Raw genomic sequence first — 17,540 nt, 5'->3', positions numbered from 1 at the left:
GAGATGACAGAGGTATGAGCCACACAACAAGGTCTTTTACGTTTAACTAAAAGGAGCTTAAATATGTTAATAAATACTTCTAATAATCCGCTTATTACTACTGTACATTTATTATCTTCTATAGGTGCTATAAATTGGGGCTTAGTCGGATTATTTAATTTTAATTTAGTCACACTTTTATTTGGCTCATTTCCAATTATTGTTACAATACTTTATATAATTATAGGCTTTTGTGGTGTATATTCTTTCCTTTGTTTAGGTAAGCTATTTTGTACACCCAAAATAGAAAAGGTGAAGTAACTCTATCTTTTCGTCATTGCGAGCAACCGTAGGCTGTGTGGCAATCCCATGAAATCATAACAAACTCCTGAGCTTGCTTCATCAATTGATTGCTATGCAATTTCCTCGCAATAACGACCTAACAACTTCACTTGTGCTATAGCAGTTATTGCTGCTGTTTCAGCACGTAATATATTACTTCCTAAACTTATAGATTTTGTATTCTTATATGAGGCAAGAAGTTCCAGCTCATCATTAGTAAAACCTCCCTCTGGTCCTACAATAATAGTTATATCACTATTACTAAGTGATGATGAAATTCGTAATATAGAATTTTCTTCTTTTTCATGTTCATTAGCATATAACATCAAATTATTATTCTTTTTTAGATAATCTTGTATTGTGATAGCTTTTTCAATTATCGGAGGAGTAAGACGTTCTGATTGCTCTGTTGCTTCAATAACACATTTCGTTAAACGTTCGATATTTACCGATCTAAATTGACACCACCCAGTAATTAACGGAATAATTTTAGTTATACCGAGTTGCGTAGCCATATTTATTGCAAGCATTAATTTATCTTGCTTTATTATAGCAACAGCAAGAGTTAATGTAGATTCTGTATAAGGCTTTTTTAACTGTTCTTTAAGTCTAACCGATAGGTTATTTTTACCTATATCGTTAATTTGTGCTAGAAATTCTCCATCCGTACCGTTAAAGAGACGTAAGCCATCATTTACTTTAAGACGTAGCACCGTTTTAACATAATGAACATGATCACTTGCTAATTCTAGCTTGCTATTTTCAGCTAAACGACTATTAATATAAATACGGTTATATTTCATATATTTAGTACTATGGATGATAAAAAAGATAATAGACATCTTTCCAAACCAGCTTATCGAGAGGAATTTACAGAAGACACGGAACGCAACACCACAGCGTATATCGGCATACGTGAGGATGCGAGCACCGGATCGACGTCTAAATTACCTCTAAAAGCGAAGTTTGTAAAGATGTCTAATAATATATCAGAAGAAGAAAATTTACCAAAAGAAAAAGAAATTGGCGATGTTAAAGGTCTAGAACCAACAAGATACGGGGACTGGCAGCATAAAGGTAAAGTCACAGATTTCTAATGCCTTGCCTTCAACACACTAAAATTTTACCCTATAAACCGCAAGAATTGTTTGATTTGGTCTGGGATGTAAAATCTTATCCTAAATTCTTGCCTTGGTGTTCTGCTTCTAGAATTATTTCAGAAAATAATCAAGAGGTTATTGCTGAATTAGTAATTCAGTTAAAAGGCTTTTCAGAAAAATATAACTCACAAGTTACAAGCGAAATAACAGATGATGGAATATATTTGATTAATACGGTAGCTATTTCAGGACCTTTTGAATATTTAAAAAGTACTTGGCAATTTGTTCCATGCACGACAGGAACTAAATTAAAATTCTTTATTGATTTTAAAATGAAATCCGTAATACTGGATAAATTCATCGGTACTTATTTTACCAAAGCAACCGAAAAAATGATTATAGCTTTTGAAAGGAGAGCTAAAGAGGTTATTAAATAAAAAAGAGTAAGGTTATATAACCTTACTCTCTAGAAAGTTTTGTATTTAGTTACTAGGCAATATCAGATATATATCCTTCATCTCCCTCATCTCCTAAGATTTGAGTTTGATCATCATTAAGATGATTATAATTAAAGCTATAAAACTGCTCTTCTTGTTCTTCACTAGTACTGGAAGTATGATAATTAAATAATACTTTATAAGCTTCATTTATTTCAGCATATTTCTGTATTTCTTTTGAAAGTTCTACTGCTTTATTTTGCATAGCTTTTTCTGTACCATGCCATAACTTACTTGTCAAATTTGGCTTGTATTCTGCTAATTGCTTATCTTTGTAACTTTCTCTCTGTGCAACAGTTCCTAAACTTAAAGCTTTTTCAATATCTTCACTTGAATAGCCATTTTGTATTAGCTGCTGAATAATACAAGCATGTAAAGGAAGAATACTAGTATCTAGAACTAATTTATTTGTATATTGTCCTTTCACGCCAGGTATTTCCTGATATAACGCACGATCTGTTGATTCTACTATTTCATAGCCACCATTATGTTTGTAACTAACGCCGTCTTCTGTTAAACTTAAGGTTGGTACGCGAGTTATTGCATTAGATATTATCTTACCGCTTATTCCTTCAATATATTTACCAGTAAATTTATCTATACCGTTTTTATCTATAGCAGTACCGTATACAAAACTTCCTAACCGCGAAGTAGCCAAATACTCTTCAACTTTAGTTGCTTCATGAGCTTTAGTAAAAAGCTTTATTTGTTCATTACTATCCATAATGCCTTTGGCCCCATAACTAGTACCAAAAACAGCCCCTGTTATTAAAGGTATTTTGCTTAACCAACTACTAGATGAAAAAAAACTACTTATTCCTGCAAGAAAGCTTCCTGATGCTAATTTTGCATAAAAACTATAATCTGCTTTTGCTTTTGCTATTAAAGATAAGTAAGTAATCGGTTTATTACTTCTGAATAAGTTATGTATTAATGATGTAAACATAGTCTATCTCCTTTTTTAAGTACCATATTTTATGGTTGTTAAATATTAATGTAAGTGCACTATATAATAAAAGTAATCAAATGTCAATCTTTATTTTAATAATAGATTAATAAGCATTAATATTTGACTTGACATTTTTTTAGAAAAACCATATTTTATGGTAAAATTAATCAAAAAGAGGTAGATATGCCTACGTATAAAAATACTAAACATATTAGCACCAAAAAGCTTGCTTATATAGGGTTAGACCTCGCATATAAAACAGATGATTTAAATATTTATAAGCTAAAAGCATCACAGGTCAATGAACAATTAACAGATAGCGGCTGGGAAATACTGACTGCTTCATGTGATAATATCAGCACTGCTAAATATGATTATAAAGCCGTCGCATTTATAAATAAAGAAACTAAAGAAGTTCATATTGCTAGTGCCGGCACAAAATTCAATATATATGATTTATTAGACGACTTGCTTATCGCTCTGCACTATTTACCTACTAAACTAACTCCACTTCAGGATTTTGTTAATGAAATAATTAACAAATTAGGCGGCTTAAGTAAAGCTACAGAATATAGTTTTAATACTAGCGGTCATTCACTTGGAGCAATAATTGCAGATTTAACCTTAGTAGAAATACATTCTCGCAACCTACATTTTAATAAATCTACAACTTTTGATAGCCCTGGCTCAAAACCGATAATTGAAAGAGGCATTAAAAAAAATTTATTTACCGGAAAAGTAACAACGCCAATAGAAGAGCTAGCTACCCATTCTAAGATATATAATGCAAAACATAATCTTATTAATATTACTAATAAGCACTTTGGAAAAACAACAATGGTACTTCCTGGTAAAAAAACAGCACTATCACAATCAGAAGAATGGGTATCATATTTATATAATTTTGCCAAACAAAAAGTTACAAAATATCTAGGAATTAATGGAATAGTCGAAGGCTTTGAAGAAATCATATCCGGAATTAGTAAACATGGACTCGTTAATTTTTCTGATTTGAAACAGAATATTACTTTAACCGTAGATGATTGGGAAGCAGCAACACAAAAATATGCTAAAAATACTCTAAATTTAAAAAATAATTTATATAATCAAATAGTTGGAACTGAAACCGGAGCTAATTTAGTTGGGATGTATAATAATTTTCAAAGCTACAGTCAAGAATATGCTCAGGAAGTCAAAACAATAGGAGATATAAGTAACTATCATCTATATCCTCTAACATGTTAAATAAAAAAATAACATATATAATAAATTTATAGGCAGAAATCACCTTTCGCCTTTCATATTCATTATTTCTTATTTAGAGCGACTAAATAGATTTCCGTAGATTCACTACGGCTGGATAAAGGTTTAAAATGTTTCACTGTTTTAAATTCACGCTTTACTTTATTTAATAATTCATTTTCTGCACCGCCACGAAAAATTTTAGCAATAAAATGACCAGAGGGTTTTAGTACTTTTAAAGCAAATGCAAAAGCTTGCTCACATAAAAGTAAGGTTCTTATATGGTCTGTAGCTTTATGGCCTATGGTATTTGATGCCATATCACTCATTACTATATCAGCTCTACCGTCTAAAGCCTGAATAATTAATTCTTCCGTATCTGTTTCAAAAAAGTCCTTTTGCAAAAATTCAACTCCAGCAACAGGTTCGATTTCTAACACATCGATAGAGATTATTTTATTATTTAGGTTATTATCCGAAGCTTTAATAAGCTTGGAAGCTACTTGACTCCATCCCCCAGGAGCTGCTCCTAGATCAACAATTTTCATGTTAGGAGTAAAAAGTTTAAATTTGTCATGAATTTCAAGTAGTTTATATGCAGCTCTCGACCTAAAGCCGTCTATACGTGCTTTTGCAACATACGGATCGTTGAATTGGCGTCTAAGCCAATTACTAGAAGAGACGGTGCGTTTTTTAGAAGTCTTAACTCTAACGAATTTATTTCTATAACCGCTTAAATTATTTGTCATAAAATCTTTTATACTTATAAATAAATGAAGAATAAGTAGACGAAGTTTAATCTGAAAAAGAGCAAGGAATCCACAAGACAAGGAACAAAAGCCGTTAATAATACTTGAGTACTACAGTACTTGTAGCCAATTTTTCAAATTAAACGAGTATGCTCTTTTGCTATTTTATCTAATACAGAATTAACAAAACCAATTTCATGCTCATTTAACATATCATTTGCTATGTCCGTATATTCGTTGATTACTACTTTAGCAGGCGTAGTAGGACAAAATAATAGCTCACATATACTAACACGCAATAAAGCTCGGAGTAAGATCGGCATATGTGCAGGATCTTTATCATTTGTTAAATGATTGTCGATAATTTCGTCTAGTTTATTAAAATTTTCAAATACTGACTTTACCAGCATTTTAAAATGACTTATACTTAATGATATTTTTAAATTCTCAGGTAAATCTGTTATAGAATTATTATTTTGATAAAAAGAAAGTACATTTTGCATGATATCATCCATATCGTCATTATTTTGCAATATGTTTTGATAAATAGCTTGCACTGCTGCAATACGTGCAATCGACTTTTTATTAATTGTATTTGAACTCATAGAGAAAAGAAATTTAAAATTTAATTTTAGTCATTGCGAGTGTGATATGGCGTGATGTCATTCCCGCGAAAGTAGGAATCCAGTAATTAAAAAACATAAATACTATTAGTTTTTAAAACTAATACATTTGGATTACTTCATTTTTTTTCTGTGGATTCCCGCTTTCGCGGGAATGACATCGGGAACCAAGGAGCAACGTCCACTCACAACAACGGAATGATATCTATAACCTTGCAAGATATACCTTAAAATAATTTATTAGTAAACTTATAAAATTTTTATGCTCTCTATAATAGGATTTATTATAACAATTAGTATCTTGGTATTTATCCATGAATTTGGGCATTATTGTATTGCTAGATATTTTAATGTAAAAGTTGAGGAATTCTCGATAGGTTTCGGTAAAGCACTAATAGGCATTACCGATAAAAAAGGAGTTAGGTGGAAGATTTGTCTTATACCGTTTGGCGGTTATGTCAAGATTTACGGCTATGATCACAGCCTTATGGATAAGACTAAAGAAGTTAACGAAAAAGTAGCTTTTAATGCTAAATCTTGTTTAGAACGTTTTTTAATAGTTGCAGCAGGTCCGTTAATTAATTATTTACTTGCCATAATAATATTTGCAGGTTTTTATTGTTACTTTGGAAAAACAGAGATTCCTCCTATAATAGGTGATGTAGTAGCTTCATCACCGGCAGAGAGAGCAGACTTAAGAGTAGGAGATAAAATTGTTAAGGTTAACAATAAATCTGTTAAAGATTTCGGGGACGTGCAGAGAGAGATATTAATTAACGGTTTTAGCTCTTCTACTTTAACTATAGAAAGAAAAAGTGAGGAATTTATCGTTAATATAATGCCTCAAGAAATAATTATATCACCTTCCGAAGAAAAGCAAGTTAAGAAAACTCTTCGCATCGGTATTATAGCTAAAAATGAACCTATTCATACTAAAATAGGAATTTTAGGAGGATTCTGGGACGCTATTAATACTACTATAGATCTGTCTGCTTTAACTCTAAACGCAATATCGCAAATGATTGTAGGAAAACGTTCATTCGATGAGATAGGAGGCCCAATAGCTATTGCTAAGGAGTCAGGCAAATCTATAACTGGTGGGCCCCAAATGTATCTGTTATTTATAGCAATGCTTTCCGTTAATTTAGGGTTACTTAACTTACTACCTATACCAGTACTTGACGGCGGACATTTAGTATTTATATTATATGAAGCAATTACAGGTAAATTACCGAATCCTAAGACTAAAAATATTTTGTTACAATTAGGAGCAATAATCATAATTTTTCTTATTATAATTGCTGTTTCCAACGATATACAAAATTTGTTTTCCTAAATTATAGATTTGCTTGCTCTCGTTTATATTATCTACTATAGTGGAGTACATTAATTATGTTTAAATGCATTAATTAGTTAGGAGAACTTTATATTATTCTTAGCTAAAAGCGGGAATCCAGTTCTTTGTCATACCGCGACTTGAACTCGGTATCTAATTTATTATTTTTACCGTGGTCAAGCCACAGGATGACATCGGGTTTAAACACAGAAATTTAAATTAAATCTTAAAGCAGGTTTTAGGTGACAATCAGATCAATTAGTAAGTTAACAATTTTATTATTAACGATTTTTTATTATCATATTTCATTAGCTGACTTTGTAATTCGTAAAATAACTATCGAAGGTAACCATAGGGTTGAGCGTTCTACTATTGAGAGCTATTTAAAGCTTAAGGTAGGAGAAACCTATAATAATTCTAAAGAAGATGAGGCAATAAAACGTTTATATGCCACCTCACTTTTTAGAAATATAAATATGCATATAACAAATGATGGTAATTTAATAGTTAACGTTACTGAAACGCCTTTTATAAGTAGTGTAGTATTTAGCGGTAATTCTAAAATCAAAACTAATATGCTCGCTAAAGAAATTTACACAATGTCGGGCGAATCTCTTAGCCAAGCTAAAATTGAATTAGATGTAAAGAAAATATTAGAAATTTATAAACGTAGCGGACGTTTTGCTACTACGGTAACACCTAAAATCGAAAATTTAGAAAACAACAGAGTTAAGGTTATTTTTGATATAGCAGAAGGACCAAAAACCGGTATTAAATATATTTATTTTAGCGGTAATGAAAATTATAGTGATTCAGAACTTAAATCTATTGTTTTCACTAAAGAATCTCGTTGGTTTCGTTTTTTAGAAAGTAACGATACTTACGATCCTGATAGAATGGAGTATGATAAAGAATTACTGAGAGAGTTTTATCAATCTGTAGGTTTTGCAGATTTTAGAGTAATTTCGGCATCGGCAGAACTCAATAATACTAAAGAATATTTCACCCTTACCTATTGCATTGAAGAGGGAGAAAAATATAGCTTCGGTAATATTACAATAGACAATAAATTAACTAATATAGATATAACACCGCTTAATAAAATTGTTAATATTAAGCAAGGCAAGGTTTTCAATATGAAAAAGGTTGACGATATAGCTGAAAAAATCGGAGAATATTTTACAGCGAACGGCTACCCTGCAGTAAATGTTTATCCGGATATAATGAAAAATGCTAATCATACTGCAGATATTAAATTTATTATTGAAAAAGCCGATAAAGTTTATATTAATAAAATTAATATTATTAATAACCTTAAAACCGAAGACCCTGTTATAAGAAGAGAATTTAAAATAGAAGAAGGTGATATAATTAATCGTTCATATATTGAAAAAGGTGAGCGTAATCTTAGAAATTTAGATTATTTTGAGAAAGTAGCAATTAGCTTAGCTCCGACTAAAGCTAAAGATAAATATGATGTTAACGTTGAAGTTGATGAAAAATCTACTTCCTCTATAGGTTTTGATTTAGGACATAATACTGCTGGCGGTTTATTCGGACGTTTCTCTTGCTTAGAGCGTAATTTAGTCGGTACCGGGAAACTGCTTAATGCCGGTGTACAAGTAAGTAAAAACACTACAAGCTATTACGGTGGTATTACCGCACCGCACTTTTTAGATCGTGATTTATCACTTGGCGTAAACACATTTAGAAACTATACCGGACGCGGTGCTAGTGTATTAAATACCACTGATCAAAGCTATAAGTTACACTCTATAGGAGTCAAAACTTCTCTTGGTTATGAAATTAAAGAGGATTTAGGTCACGAAATAGATTATTTAATTAAACGTGATATTTTAAGTGCTCCAACTCCATCAAGCTCAATATTCTTAAAGGAGCAAATGGGAAGATTCATTACTTCTGCTATAGGACATACTATTACTTATGATCAAACCGATAATAAAATTGTTCCAAAGAACGGTTATTTAGTAAGTGGCACACAAGAATTTGCCGGCGTTGGAGGTGATAACAAATATATAAAGCATGAAGTTGACGGTAAATATTATAAATCTTTCATACATAACAAGCTTACTTTAAAATTATCTGCTTCCGGAGGCGATATTGCAGGACTTGGAGGAAAAATTATTAGAATTTCCGATCGCTTTAATTTAGGTGATTATAGTTTAAGAGGCTTTGCAAGCGGTGGTGTAGGACCTCGTGAAAAGGTCACTAACGAAGGACTTGGCGGTGAGCGATATTACACATTCTCAACAGAACTTAATTTCCCAACACCTATACCTGAGGAATTTAATTTAACCGGTGCAGTCTTTATGGATTTAGGAAGCGTTTGGGGAGTAGGCCTAAATAAGAAACAATATCAAACTCCAAACGGTTTTTATAACGATAAATCTCTTAGAGCTTCCATTGGTTTCGGCTTTATTTGGGTAACACGTTTTGCACCGATCAGAATGGATTGGGGTTTCGCGGTTAAGAAGAAGAAATATGATGATACGCAGCATTTCCATTTAAGATTTTCGACGCATTTATAAAGATGTTTCATTGTCATCCCGTGGGCTTGGCCACGGGGTCCAATTAAGGCTGCTAGTCTTTAGCATTTTAAAATTTTTTTATTGGATTGCCACGCTCCTTGTCAGTCGTCGCTCGCAATGACGAAACATGTCTCGTAGGAATCCATATCTCAGCATAATATAATCATATTTCAGCCGATGTAGCTCAACTGGTAGAGCGACGCATTCGTAATGCGTAGGTCTGGGGTTCAAATCCCCACATTGGCACCATTTTCTAAATAAAACTATAGCCCTATTTGTGATAGGCATGGTAGAACCTGATATACTAATAATATGTAGAAAAACGCATTCGTGTCATGCCGTGGTTTGACCACGATATCCAAAAAAATAACTTAAAATACTAATCATTTATTGTCACCATCAATCCAAGTGGTCAAACAGTCCAGCATCTAAAGAACCTAAAGCGGTTTTAAAAAATGCTTATAAAACAGTAATGATACTGAAAGACTGATTGCTGTTGATATAAAAAATGAGCAGTTTGTAATATTTGATAATACAGGTGGTAATGTAGCTCATGTAAGGACATATAAAGAAATAGAGAGAGACGCTATTTTAAAAAATAACCTAATCACAACACAAACATGCAAATAAGGTAATAAAAACTTTAATGAAACCTTGAAGCAGTATAAATTATTGGAATAACAAAATGAAATAAACAACGACAGATAAATTATGGTATGAAAAAATAAATGAAGAAGATGCATATATCAGAAAAACACTTCAAAAATATATAGATTTATATTTCTTTGATTCTGTAGAATTTGCAGTAGAAGATATAACCTTAGAAAATTTAGGTGAATTTTTAGAAGTAATATTAAAACATTATCAACAATATCATTTTCATTTAGACGAATTATATGATACTGGAGCAATATTAGAAGAATATTGCGATTATGTTTTTATGGATGATGAAAAATATATAAATTATCCTAAATCTTCTAAAGAGGATAGACGTAATTTAGGTTGGTTATTGATAGTAAATATATATACAAATGCGTAATCCAAGACTATTTCCAGAAGATGTCCCGCGTTTAATAGAATTTTTACACGCTAAAGATGGAGAAGTGACAAAGGCTCAAGAAAAGCTAAATACCTACCTTGCCCAATTTGATTTAATAAAAAGACAAGATGAAGATTACAGATGCTGAGAAGCAATCACGAAAGAACGTTAGCAAGCTATAGCAGAAAATAAACCTTTACTTACCAATAAGACCTATGAGTATTGAACTATCAAAATGCTTGAAAGATTGAAGTTGGAAACTTTTTTAAGATCATCATAGAGCTAGCGAAAGCATCGGGAGTACAGCTGGCGAAGATGGTAGCGATAGAGAAAGTAACGGAACTTGCAGTAAATGCTGTAAATAACAACGCACTATCTGGTTTAGGGCAGAAGATAGAAAATAAAATAGCGGGGAGCGTTACTCCAGCTTTAAATTCTAATAACGGGATATTGCTAAGTGCTTACAGTCTTTTAGAGCAGGAGCAGGACGGTAACAAGAGAACATGACGCCATTTGTGCTTCCCTGAGCCATAATATAGGTAAGATTGCAGCAACTGCGGTAATGCATTTTATTAACCGCAAGGTCACCTGAGTATTTTAAACTGGATTTCGCTACAAATGAACTAGGATGACAGGTGAAATTAATCCATGCAACAACACCAATGCTACACGGAAATGACAATAAGATCTTTTTAAGAGCGGTGTAAGACAAAACTATCTTTTTTAGGTAATTCCATTATATTTTGTAAAGAATTATAAGTTTTTCTAAAAAATAATATATACTTAGCTTTATATAAAAAGCGAAAGCCAATTGTCACCTTTTATATTCAACTTCTTAAGCCGAATAACAGATTATATAATAATTCGCTATTCGTGTTAATTAACTATTATCTTTTTTCTTGGAGGAATATAGATTGTTTCATTTTCAGCATGCGAAATCTTTTCTAAAAGCCCGATAAAACGGTCGTTATTAGGTACTAACTTTACTATCGCCCATCCCTCTTCTATTGATTTCTTTATGCGTTCTATATCAGATTTATGCTCTGAAAAAGATATAACTTTTTGTGCTGGGTTTTGCATATTGATAAATCAATTATAGTTAATTAATATTATAGTAAATATTTTTAATAAATCAATCACATACTTATTATTTGCTAAATATAAATAAAATGATTACCATACATTATGTCTTGTCTACTTATATCCTAATAAATAGTTTAATTAAAAGTTGTGCGATAATTTTTTATTTTAAACATATATGTCACTTATTAACTTTATTTAATTTAAACTGTATAATTTAATTATGTCAAATGATAATTTACAACCGCCTGCTCTTTCTAAAAAGCAATTATTTGCTTTTTTTGGTATGGTTGTCGGCATGTTTATGTCAGTACTTGATATTCAAATTGTCGCTAGCTCATTATCCCTAATAGCTGCCGGTCTTGCCGCTTCAAGCGATGAACTTTCTTGGGTGCAAACATCGTACTTAATGGCTGAAGTTATCATTATTCCTATTACCGGCTTTTTAGCAAGGTTACTTGCTACTAGAATTTCTTATTTTATTGCAGCTTTAGGGTTTACGGTTATGAGCGTATTATGTTCGCTTGCAACTAATATTGAATCCATGATTATCTTTAGAGCATTACAAGGCTTTTTTGGTGGTGCTATGATACCGACGGTCTTTAGTACCGTTTTTATACTTTTTCCTGCATCGCAACGTCCTATCGTTACTATCTTAATTGGACTTGTCGTAACTGTTGCCCCTACTTTAGGACCTACACTCGGTGGATATATTACGGAGATTTTATCATGGCATTTTATGTTTTTATTAAACGTCATACCCGGTATTTTCGTATGCACGGTAGTTTTTTTATATGGGGATTTTGATAAACCAAATTATAAATTACTGAAAAATTTTGATTTTCTCGGTATATTATTAATGGCTTTAACGCTCGGCTTATTACAGTATGTGTTAGAAGAAGGAAACAAAAAAGGTTGGCTTGAGGATAATTTAATATTATTCTTAAGTATTGCAGTAGTTTTAGGTTTTATTTTATTAATCATTAGAGAACTAACCTTTATTAATCCAATTTTAGACTTAAAAACATTTCTTTATAAAGACTTTACTTTTGGTTGCCTTTATTCGTTCGTTATGGGTATCGGATTATACGGGGCAGTATATATATTACCGCTATTTCTCTTTACTATTGCCGGATATGATACATTACAAATCGGGACTACTATGATGGTGACGGGCGGAGCACAATTTTTATCTGCACCACTCGCCGTTAGAATGTTAAGGCTAGGGATAGATTTACGCCTGATGCTTATTATAGGGCTTGGAGGGTTTGCTCTTGGATGTCATTTGAATAGTTTTCTAACGCCTGATTCTAAATTTGCTGCATTTGTGCTTCCTCAATTTGTTAGAGGGCTTTCATTAATGTTTTGTTTTATACCGACTAATAATATAGCTCTTGGCAATATGCCGAAAGAAAGAATAGGCAACGCTAGCGGGCTTTATAATCTTACTCGTAATTTAGGAGGAGCGGTAGGGCTTGCAATAATCAGTACTATACTTACTAATGATACTAAAACCTTTATGCAATATTTATCGGAAAATATCTCGTCTACTTCTATAATGGCATTAGAACAACTAGATTCTTATACTGAATTATTAAGCAGAAAAGTTTTGAATCCCGAAAAAGCATCATATTTGTTATTAGCAAACAAATTAAATCATGATGCTTTTGTAATTGCAATAAATAATATATTTAATATGATAGGGTTATTATTTGTATTTATAATGCTACTAATACCTTTTACTTCAAAAATCAAATTAACCGAAAATGTTAATACTCACTAAAATTAAATTTATATTATATTTTCCTTGGTTATTATTAGAAATATGGAAATCGGCTTTCGCGGTTATTAAAATAATTTGGCAAAGAAAGATAGGAATAGAGCCGGTTTTTGAATGGGTTGACGCAGAAGGGCTAGAAGAAATAGGCGAAATAATGTATGGTAATTCGATTACTCTAACTCCAGGTACAGTAACACTTGATATAAATAATAATATGTTATTAGTGCATGCACTCAATAAATCATCGATTACCGACCTACAAAGAGGTATAATGATTAAAAAAATTAAGCAGATATTAAAAACAACTTGAAGCAGAAAATGATATCAGATATAAACGCTCTAAAGTATAAAAAAGTTTTACTGAAAGTATCAGGGGAAGCTTTAATGGGAGATAAGCAATTTGGACATGAATATAACGTAATAAAAAAGATTGCTAGCGATATTAAAGAAGTTATCGATTTAGGAGTAGAAGTCGCTATTGTAGTCGGCGGTGGAAATATTTACCGCGGGATTAATGCAGCACTTGTCGGTATGGACCGAGCTTCAGCGGATTATATAGGTATGCTTGCAACGGTGATTAATGCTTTAACTTTACAAAACGTTATGGAAAGCCTCAATATCTATACAAGAGTTCTATCGGCTATTCCTATGATGAGTGTGTGCGAGCCTTATATTCGCCGCAAAGCTAAAAGACATATGGAAAAAAAGCGTGTAGTAATTTTTGCCGGCGGTACGGGTAACCCGTTTTGTACAACCGATAGTGCCGCAGTACTTCGTGCGATCGAAATGAATTGCGATATTTTATTAAAAGCAACTCAGGTTGACGGTGTATATGATTCCGACCCTAAAAACAATCCGGATGCTAAAAAATATTTCACTATTAGCTATAAAGATGTTATAACTAATAATCTGCAAGTCATGGATACGGCAGCTATTGCAGTTGCAAGAGAAAATAAATTACCTATAAGGGTATTTTCGATAAAAGAACAGGGCAACTTTGCTAGAGTAATACAAGATGAAGGGGAATATACGACAATTGAGGAATAATATATTGTAGTGTGAATGGTTGTATGATTTTTATGTCATTCCCGCATAGGTGTTGTTGTGTAGAGACCAAATCGTCATTGCAAGCAGCCGTAGGCTGCGTGGCAATCTAGAAAAAATAATATATGGATAAATAAAGATGGAGAAAGAGCATTTAAAGAAAAACTTACAAGAAAAGATGGAGAAAGCTCTAAAAGTTTTAGATCATGAGCTTAAAGGGCTACGTACCGGTAGAGCCTCAGTTAATTTACTTGATAGCGTAACCGTGGAAGCTTACGGGAGTAAAATGCCACTCTCACAAGTTGCTTCTCTATCCACCCCTGATGCACGAACAATTAACGTGCAGGTTTGGGATAAATCTATGGTATCATCGGTAGAGAAAGGAATTACGATAGCAAATCTTGGCTTAACTCCTGCAACGGACGGTCAATTAATCAGACTGCCGATACCGGCTTTAACTGAAGAAAGACGTAAAGAACTGGTAAAGCTTGCTCATAAATACGGTGAAGATACTAAAATTGCATTACGTAATATTAGAAGAGACGGCAATGAAGAACTTAAAAAGCTAGAAAAGAATAACGTTATCGCAAAAGATGAGCATCATAGCTTATCTGAACAAGTACAAAAGCTAACCGATGATTATAGTAGTAAAGTTGACTCGGTAATAAAACAAAAAGAACAAGAAATAATGACTGTTTGATTTTCTATGTCATTCCTGCTTTAGATTTGTTGCGTGGACTGGTAAAATCCACTGTGTCACCCCGTGGCTTGACCACGTGGTCCATAAAAACAATAAAAAATACTAATAATGTTAGTATTTTTAACTGGATCCCGCAATCAAGTCGCGGGATGACAGCGGTGGATTGATCCACGCAACAATACCTTGCGAGGAGCGAAGCGACATGGCAATCCAGAAAAATCGATCCAGGCAACAATAACAATGCCAAGCGAGAATGACATAAATTGAATCTATACTGACAAAATTAGTCAGAGATTTAATTCCAGAAATTATCTTAAAATCAGGCAGGATACCAGTTAACTCATATTGCTGAATCATATGAGTATAAAGAACTATTAAAAAATAAACTACTAGAAGCAGTAGAGGAATGTTTACAAGATGAGTATATGGAGAAATTGCCAATATATTAGAAGTACTTGAAACAATCTGTAATATTAATGGCTATAAACTAAAAGATATATCAAAAATTAAAAAAGAAAGTTAATGGTGGTTTTGATAATAAGATAATTTAAAAAAAATAACTAATTAGCTTTTTTGCCTTAATAAAATAAAGGAGTCATGCAATAAAATCGGCTATAGAACCTTGTATCACAGGCTGTATCCAGGATCTAGCTCACAAGTCGCAGGATGACAGAAATACCGTACACATAGGCAAGCCTTCATGAAAATAACATCAGATTATACCACTCAAAATAATAAAACTATGATAACAAAAGAAAAAGCACAGAAAATAGCAAAATTAGCTAGATTAAAATTTGAAGAAGATACTGTAGAAAAATTTTCTACTCAGCTTAGTACTATTATGGATATGATCGATATTTTAAATGAAATAGATTGCAAAGATATAGAGCCTTTAAGTTCGGTTTCTAATATGAATGCTAGAATGCGAGAGGACGCCGTTACAAGTTCTGATTTATCAAGTGAGTTATTTGATAATGTAAGTGGAAATAGTGCTCAGCTGGCTAAAGAAGTAAAATATTTTATTACTCCAAAGGTTGTTGAATAATTATGACAGAACTAAACACACTAACAGTAGCAGACAGTATAAAAGGTCTAAAAAATAAAGATTTTACAAGTACGGAATTAATAGGTGCACATATTAAACAAATAGAGAAGCATAGAAACCTAAATGCTTATGTTACCGAAACTTTTGACTTAGCTTTAAAACAGGCTGAAGCAGCCGATCAAAATTATGCTCGAAATAACGCAAGACCCCTTGAGGGTATCCCGTTTGCCGCTAAAGATCTTTTCTGCACGAAAGGAATTAGAACTACGGCATGTTCTAATATACTGAAAAATTTTATACCTAATTATGAATCAAGTATCACACAAAATATTCTTGATAAGGGCGGTGTGATGCTCGGCAAAACCAATATGGATGAGTTTGCTATGGGTTCAGCAAATATCACTAGTTGTTTTGGAAATGTAATTAGCCCTTGGAAAGCAAATGATGATAATGCTGATTTAGTTCCAGGTGGTTCTTCAGGCGGTTCAGCCGCGGCAGTTAGCGGATTTATGGCATCTGCTGCTCTTGGTAGCGATACAGGCGGCTCGGTACGTCAACCTGCAAGCTTTACGGGTTTAGTCGGTTTTAAACCAACATATGGTCGTTGCTCAAGATACGGAATGATATCGTTTGCTAGCTCCCTTGATCAAGCAGGAATATTTACTAGAAGCGTTTTAGACAGTAGCATTATGCTTGAAGCGATGATGGGGTTTGACGAAAAAGATTCTACTTCGATTAAAGCAGAAGTTCCAGAGCTACAATCCGCTATCGGAAGTTCTATGAAAAATATGAAGATAGGCGTACCTCTTAGCCTTAGTGAGGGTAGTATTATTGAACCTGATATTATGAAAATGTGGCAGGATACCATAGAACTACTTAAAAACGCCGGTGCTGAAATAGTTGATATTACTTTGCCGCATGCTAAATACAGTGTTGCTGTTTATTACGTAATAGCACCGGCTGAAGCTTCTTCAAATTTATCTAGATATGACGGCGTTAGATACGGTCTTCGAGTAGAACGTGAAAATATGACGCTTGACGAAATGTATGAAATGACTAGATCAGCCGGATTTGGGGAGGAAGTAAAACGTCGTATTATGATTGGAACATATGTGCTATCATCTAGTGGTATGGATACATATTATCTAAAAGCTCAAAAAGTACGTCGTTTAGTTGCAAACGATTTTAATAATGCTTTTGCAAAAGTTGATGCCATTTTATTACCGACTGCCCCGACCGCAGCTTTTAAAATTGGTGAAAAACAAAATGATCCGACTATTATGTATTTAAACGACTTATTTACTATTCCTGCAAGTTTAGCCGGTTTACCTTGTGCATCGGTTCCTGCTGGATTATCGGCACGCGGTTTACCTCTTGGGATACAGATTATAGGTAAACAATTAGACGAATATAATGTTTTGAAAGTAGCATCGACAATTGAGTCAGGTGTAAAACATATTAAATTTGAGCCAAAGGGTTTTTAATT

Annotated in this window: 18 protein-coding genes, 1 tRNA gene and 1 pseudogene; 15 read left to right on the top strand and 5 right to left on the bottom strand. The window is 32.8% G+C overall.

The window, feature by feature from the left end; translation table 11 throughout:
• Positions 1-63: 63 nt before the first annotated feature.
• Positions 64-300, top strand: a complete 237-nt coding sequence (locus ACPKKV_RS02505; protein WP_392506038.1) for a DUF378 domain-containing protein — start codon at positions 64-66, stop codon at positions 298-300.
• Positions 301-392: 92 nt separating this feature from the next.
• Here the strand turns inward: ACPKKV_RS02505 and ACPKKV_RS02500 are convergent, their stop codons facing one another.
• Entirely contained in the window at positions 393-1,124 is a 732-nt protein-coding gene (locus tag ACPKKV_RS02500; RefSeq protein ID WP_392506036.1) for a 16S rRNA (uracil(1498)-N(3))-methyltransferase, read from the bottom strand.
• A 12-nt stretch (positions 1,125-1,136) separates the two neighbouring features.
• Between ACPKKV_RS02500 and ACPKKV_RS02495 the strand changes: the two genes are divergently transcribed.
• Positions 1,137-1,418 carry a DUF1674 domain-containing protein gene (locus tag ACPKKV_RS02495; protein WP_392506035.1) on the top strand — a complete coding sequence of 94 codons (282 nt, stop codon included), beginning with the start codon at positions 1,137-1,139 and terminating at the stop codon, positions 1,416-1,418.
• Positions 1,418-1,858: a type II toxin-antitoxin system RatA family toxin gene (locus ACPKKV_RS02490; protein ID WP_392506034.1), complete on the top strand. Its 441-nt coding sequence runs from the start codon at positions 1,418-1,420 to the stop codon at positions 1,856-1,858. Before ACPKKV_RS02495 ends, ACPKKV_RS02490 begins: the two co-directional genes overlap by 1 nt.
• A gap of 52 nt (positions 1,859-1,910) precedes the next feature.
• On the opposite strand, the gene ACPKKV_RS02485 is transcribed toward ACPKKV_RS02490, so the two are convergent.
• On the bottom strand, positions 1,911-2,864 hold the full coding sequence (locus ACPKKV_RS02485) for a hypothetical protein (protein WP_392506032.1): 954 nt from the start codon (positions 2,862-2,864) through the stop codon (positions 1,911-1,913).
• Between the two features lie 186 nt (positions 2,865-3,050).
• On the opposite strand from ACPKKV_RS02485, the gene ACPKKV_RS02480 reads away from it, so the two are divergent.
• Positions 3,051-4,112 carry a secreted effector lipase Rlip gene (locus tag ACPKKV_RS02480; protein ID WP_392506031.1) on the top strand — a complete coding sequence of 354 codons (1,062 nt, stop codon included), beginning with the start codon at positions 3,051-3,053 and terminating at the stop codon, positions 4,110-4,112.
• Between the two features lie 62 nt (positions 4,113-4,174).
• On the opposite strand, the gene ACPKKV_RS02475 is transcribed toward ACPKKV_RS02480, so the two are convergent.
• Together ACPKKV_RS02475 and nusB are read right to left on the bottom strand one after the other, a co-directional pair.
• On the bottom strand, positions 4,175-4,858 hold the full coding sequence (locus ACPKKV_RS02475) for an RlmE family RNA methyltransferase (RefSeq protein ID WP_392506030.1): 684 nt from the start codon (positions 4,856-4,858) through the stop codon (positions 4,175-4,177).
• 134 nt (positions 4,859-4,992) lie between these two features.
• Positions 4,993-5,463: a transcription antitermination factor NusB gene (gene nusB, locus ACPKKV_RS02470; protein WP_392506029.1), complete on the bottom strand. Its 471-nt coding sequence runs from the start codon at positions 5,461-5,463 to the stop codon at positions 4,993-4,995.
• Positions 5,464-5,743: 280 nt separating this feature from the next.
• Between nusB and rseP the strand changes: the two genes are divergently transcribed.
• From rseP to ACPKKV_RS02445, 5 genes and pseudogenes are all read left to right on the top strand, one after another.
• On the top strand, positions 5,744-6,817 hold the full coding sequence (gene rseP / locus ACPKKV_RS02465) for an RIP metalloprotease RseP (protein ID WP_392506028.1): 1,074 nt from the start codon (positions 5,744-5,746) through the stop codon (positions 6,815-6,817).
• Between the two features lie 242 nt (positions 6,818-7,059).
• A complete protein-coding gene (gene bamA, locus ACPKKV_RS02460) occupies positions 7,060-9,366 on the top strand; it encodes an outer membrane protein assembly factor BamA (RefSeq protein ID WP_392506027.1) in 2,307 nt (768 codons plus the stop codon).
• 173 nt (positions 9,367-9,539) lie between these two features.
• Positions 9,540-9,615: transfer RNA gene (locus ACPKKV_RS02455), tRNA-Thr, on the top strand.
• A 475-nt stretch (positions 9,616-10,090) separates the two neighbouring features.
• Positions 10,091-10,656 (top strand): annotated as a pseudogene (locus ACPKKV_RS02450) (hypothetical protein).
• Positions 10,657-10,720: 64 nt separating this feature from the next.
• On the top strand, positions 10,721-10,912 hold the full coding sequence (locus ACPKKV_RS02445) for a hypothetical protein (RefSeq protein ID WP_392506026.1): 192 nt from the start codon (positions 10,721-10,723) through the stop codon (positions 10,910-10,912).
• 369 nt (positions 10,913-11,281) lie between these two features.
• Here the strand turns inward: ACPKKV_RS02445 and ACPKKV_RS02440 are convergent, their stop codons facing one another.
• Positions 11,282-11,485 (bottom strand): DUF2674 domain-containing protein, encoded by a 204-nt coding sequence (locus ACPKKV_RS02440; RefSeq protein ID WP_392506025.1) that lies wholly within the window; start codon positions 11,483-11,485, stop codon positions 11,282-11,284.
• Positions 11,486-11,708: 223 nt separating this feature from the next.
• On the opposite strand from ACPKKV_RS02440, the gene ACPKKV_RS02435 reads away from it, so the two are divergent.
• The 6 genes from ACPKKV_RS02435 to gatA all read left to right on the top strand — a co-directional run bounded on the left by ACPKKV_RS02435 (position 11,709) and on the right by gatA (position 17,538).
• Positions 11,709-13,268 (top strand): DHA2 family efflux MFS transporter permease subunit, encoded by a 1,560-nt coding sequence (locus ACPKKV_RS02435; RefSeq protein ID WP_392506024.1) that lies wholly within the window; start codon positions 11,709-11,711, stop codon positions 13,266-13,268.
• On the top strand, positions 13,252-13,575 hold the full coding sequence (locus ACPKKV_RS02430) for a monovalent cation/H+ antiporter subunit E (protein WP_392506023.1): 324 nt from the start codon (positions 13,252-13,254) through the stop codon (positions 13,573-13,575). The genes ACPKKV_RS02435 and ACPKKV_RS02430 overlap by 17 nt, the downstream gene beginning before the upstream one ends.
• Positions 13,576-13,583: 8 nt before the next feature.
• Positions 13,584-14,312 carry a UMP kinase gene (gene pyrH, locus ACPKKV_RS02425; protein ID WP_392506022.1) on the top strand — a complete coding sequence of 243 codons (729 nt, stop codon included), beginning with the start codon at positions 13,584-13,586 and terminating at the stop codon, positions 14,310-14,312.
• Between the two features lie 136 nt (positions 14,313-14,448).
• Entirely contained in the window at positions 14,449-15,009 is a 561-nt protein-coding gene (gene frr, locus ACPKKV_RS02420; RefSeq protein WP_392506021.1) for a ribosome recycling factor, read from the top strand.
• Positions 15,010-15,751: 742 nt separating this feature from the next.
• The gene (gene gatC, locus ACPKKV_RS02415; RefSeq protein ID WP_392506923.1) at positions 15,752-16,054 is read left to right on the top strand and encodes an Asp-tRNA(Asn)/Glu-tRNA(Gln) amidotransferase subunit GatC; all 303 of its coding nucleotides are present in this window, start codon (positions 15,752-15,754) and stop codon (positions 16,052-16,054) included.
• A gap of 2 nt (positions 16,055-16,056) precedes the next feature.
• A complete protein-coding gene (gatA, locus tag ACPKKV_RS02410) occupies positions 16,057-17,538 on the top strand; it encodes an Asp-tRNA(Asn)/Glu-tRNA(Gln) amidotransferase subunit GatA (RefSeq protein ID WP_392506020.1) in 1,482 nt (493 codons plus the stop codon).
• The last annotated feature ends 2 nt before the right edge of the window (positions 17,539-17,540 follow it).

Origin of the sequence: Rickettsia finnyi (genome assembly GCF_049668125.1) — a bacterium.
Lineage (GTDB): Bacteria > Pseudomonadota > Alphaproteobacteria > Rickettsiales > Rickettsiaceae > Rickettsia > Rickettsia kotlanii.
This window is presented reverse-complemented; position numbering and strand designations above follow the sequence as displayed.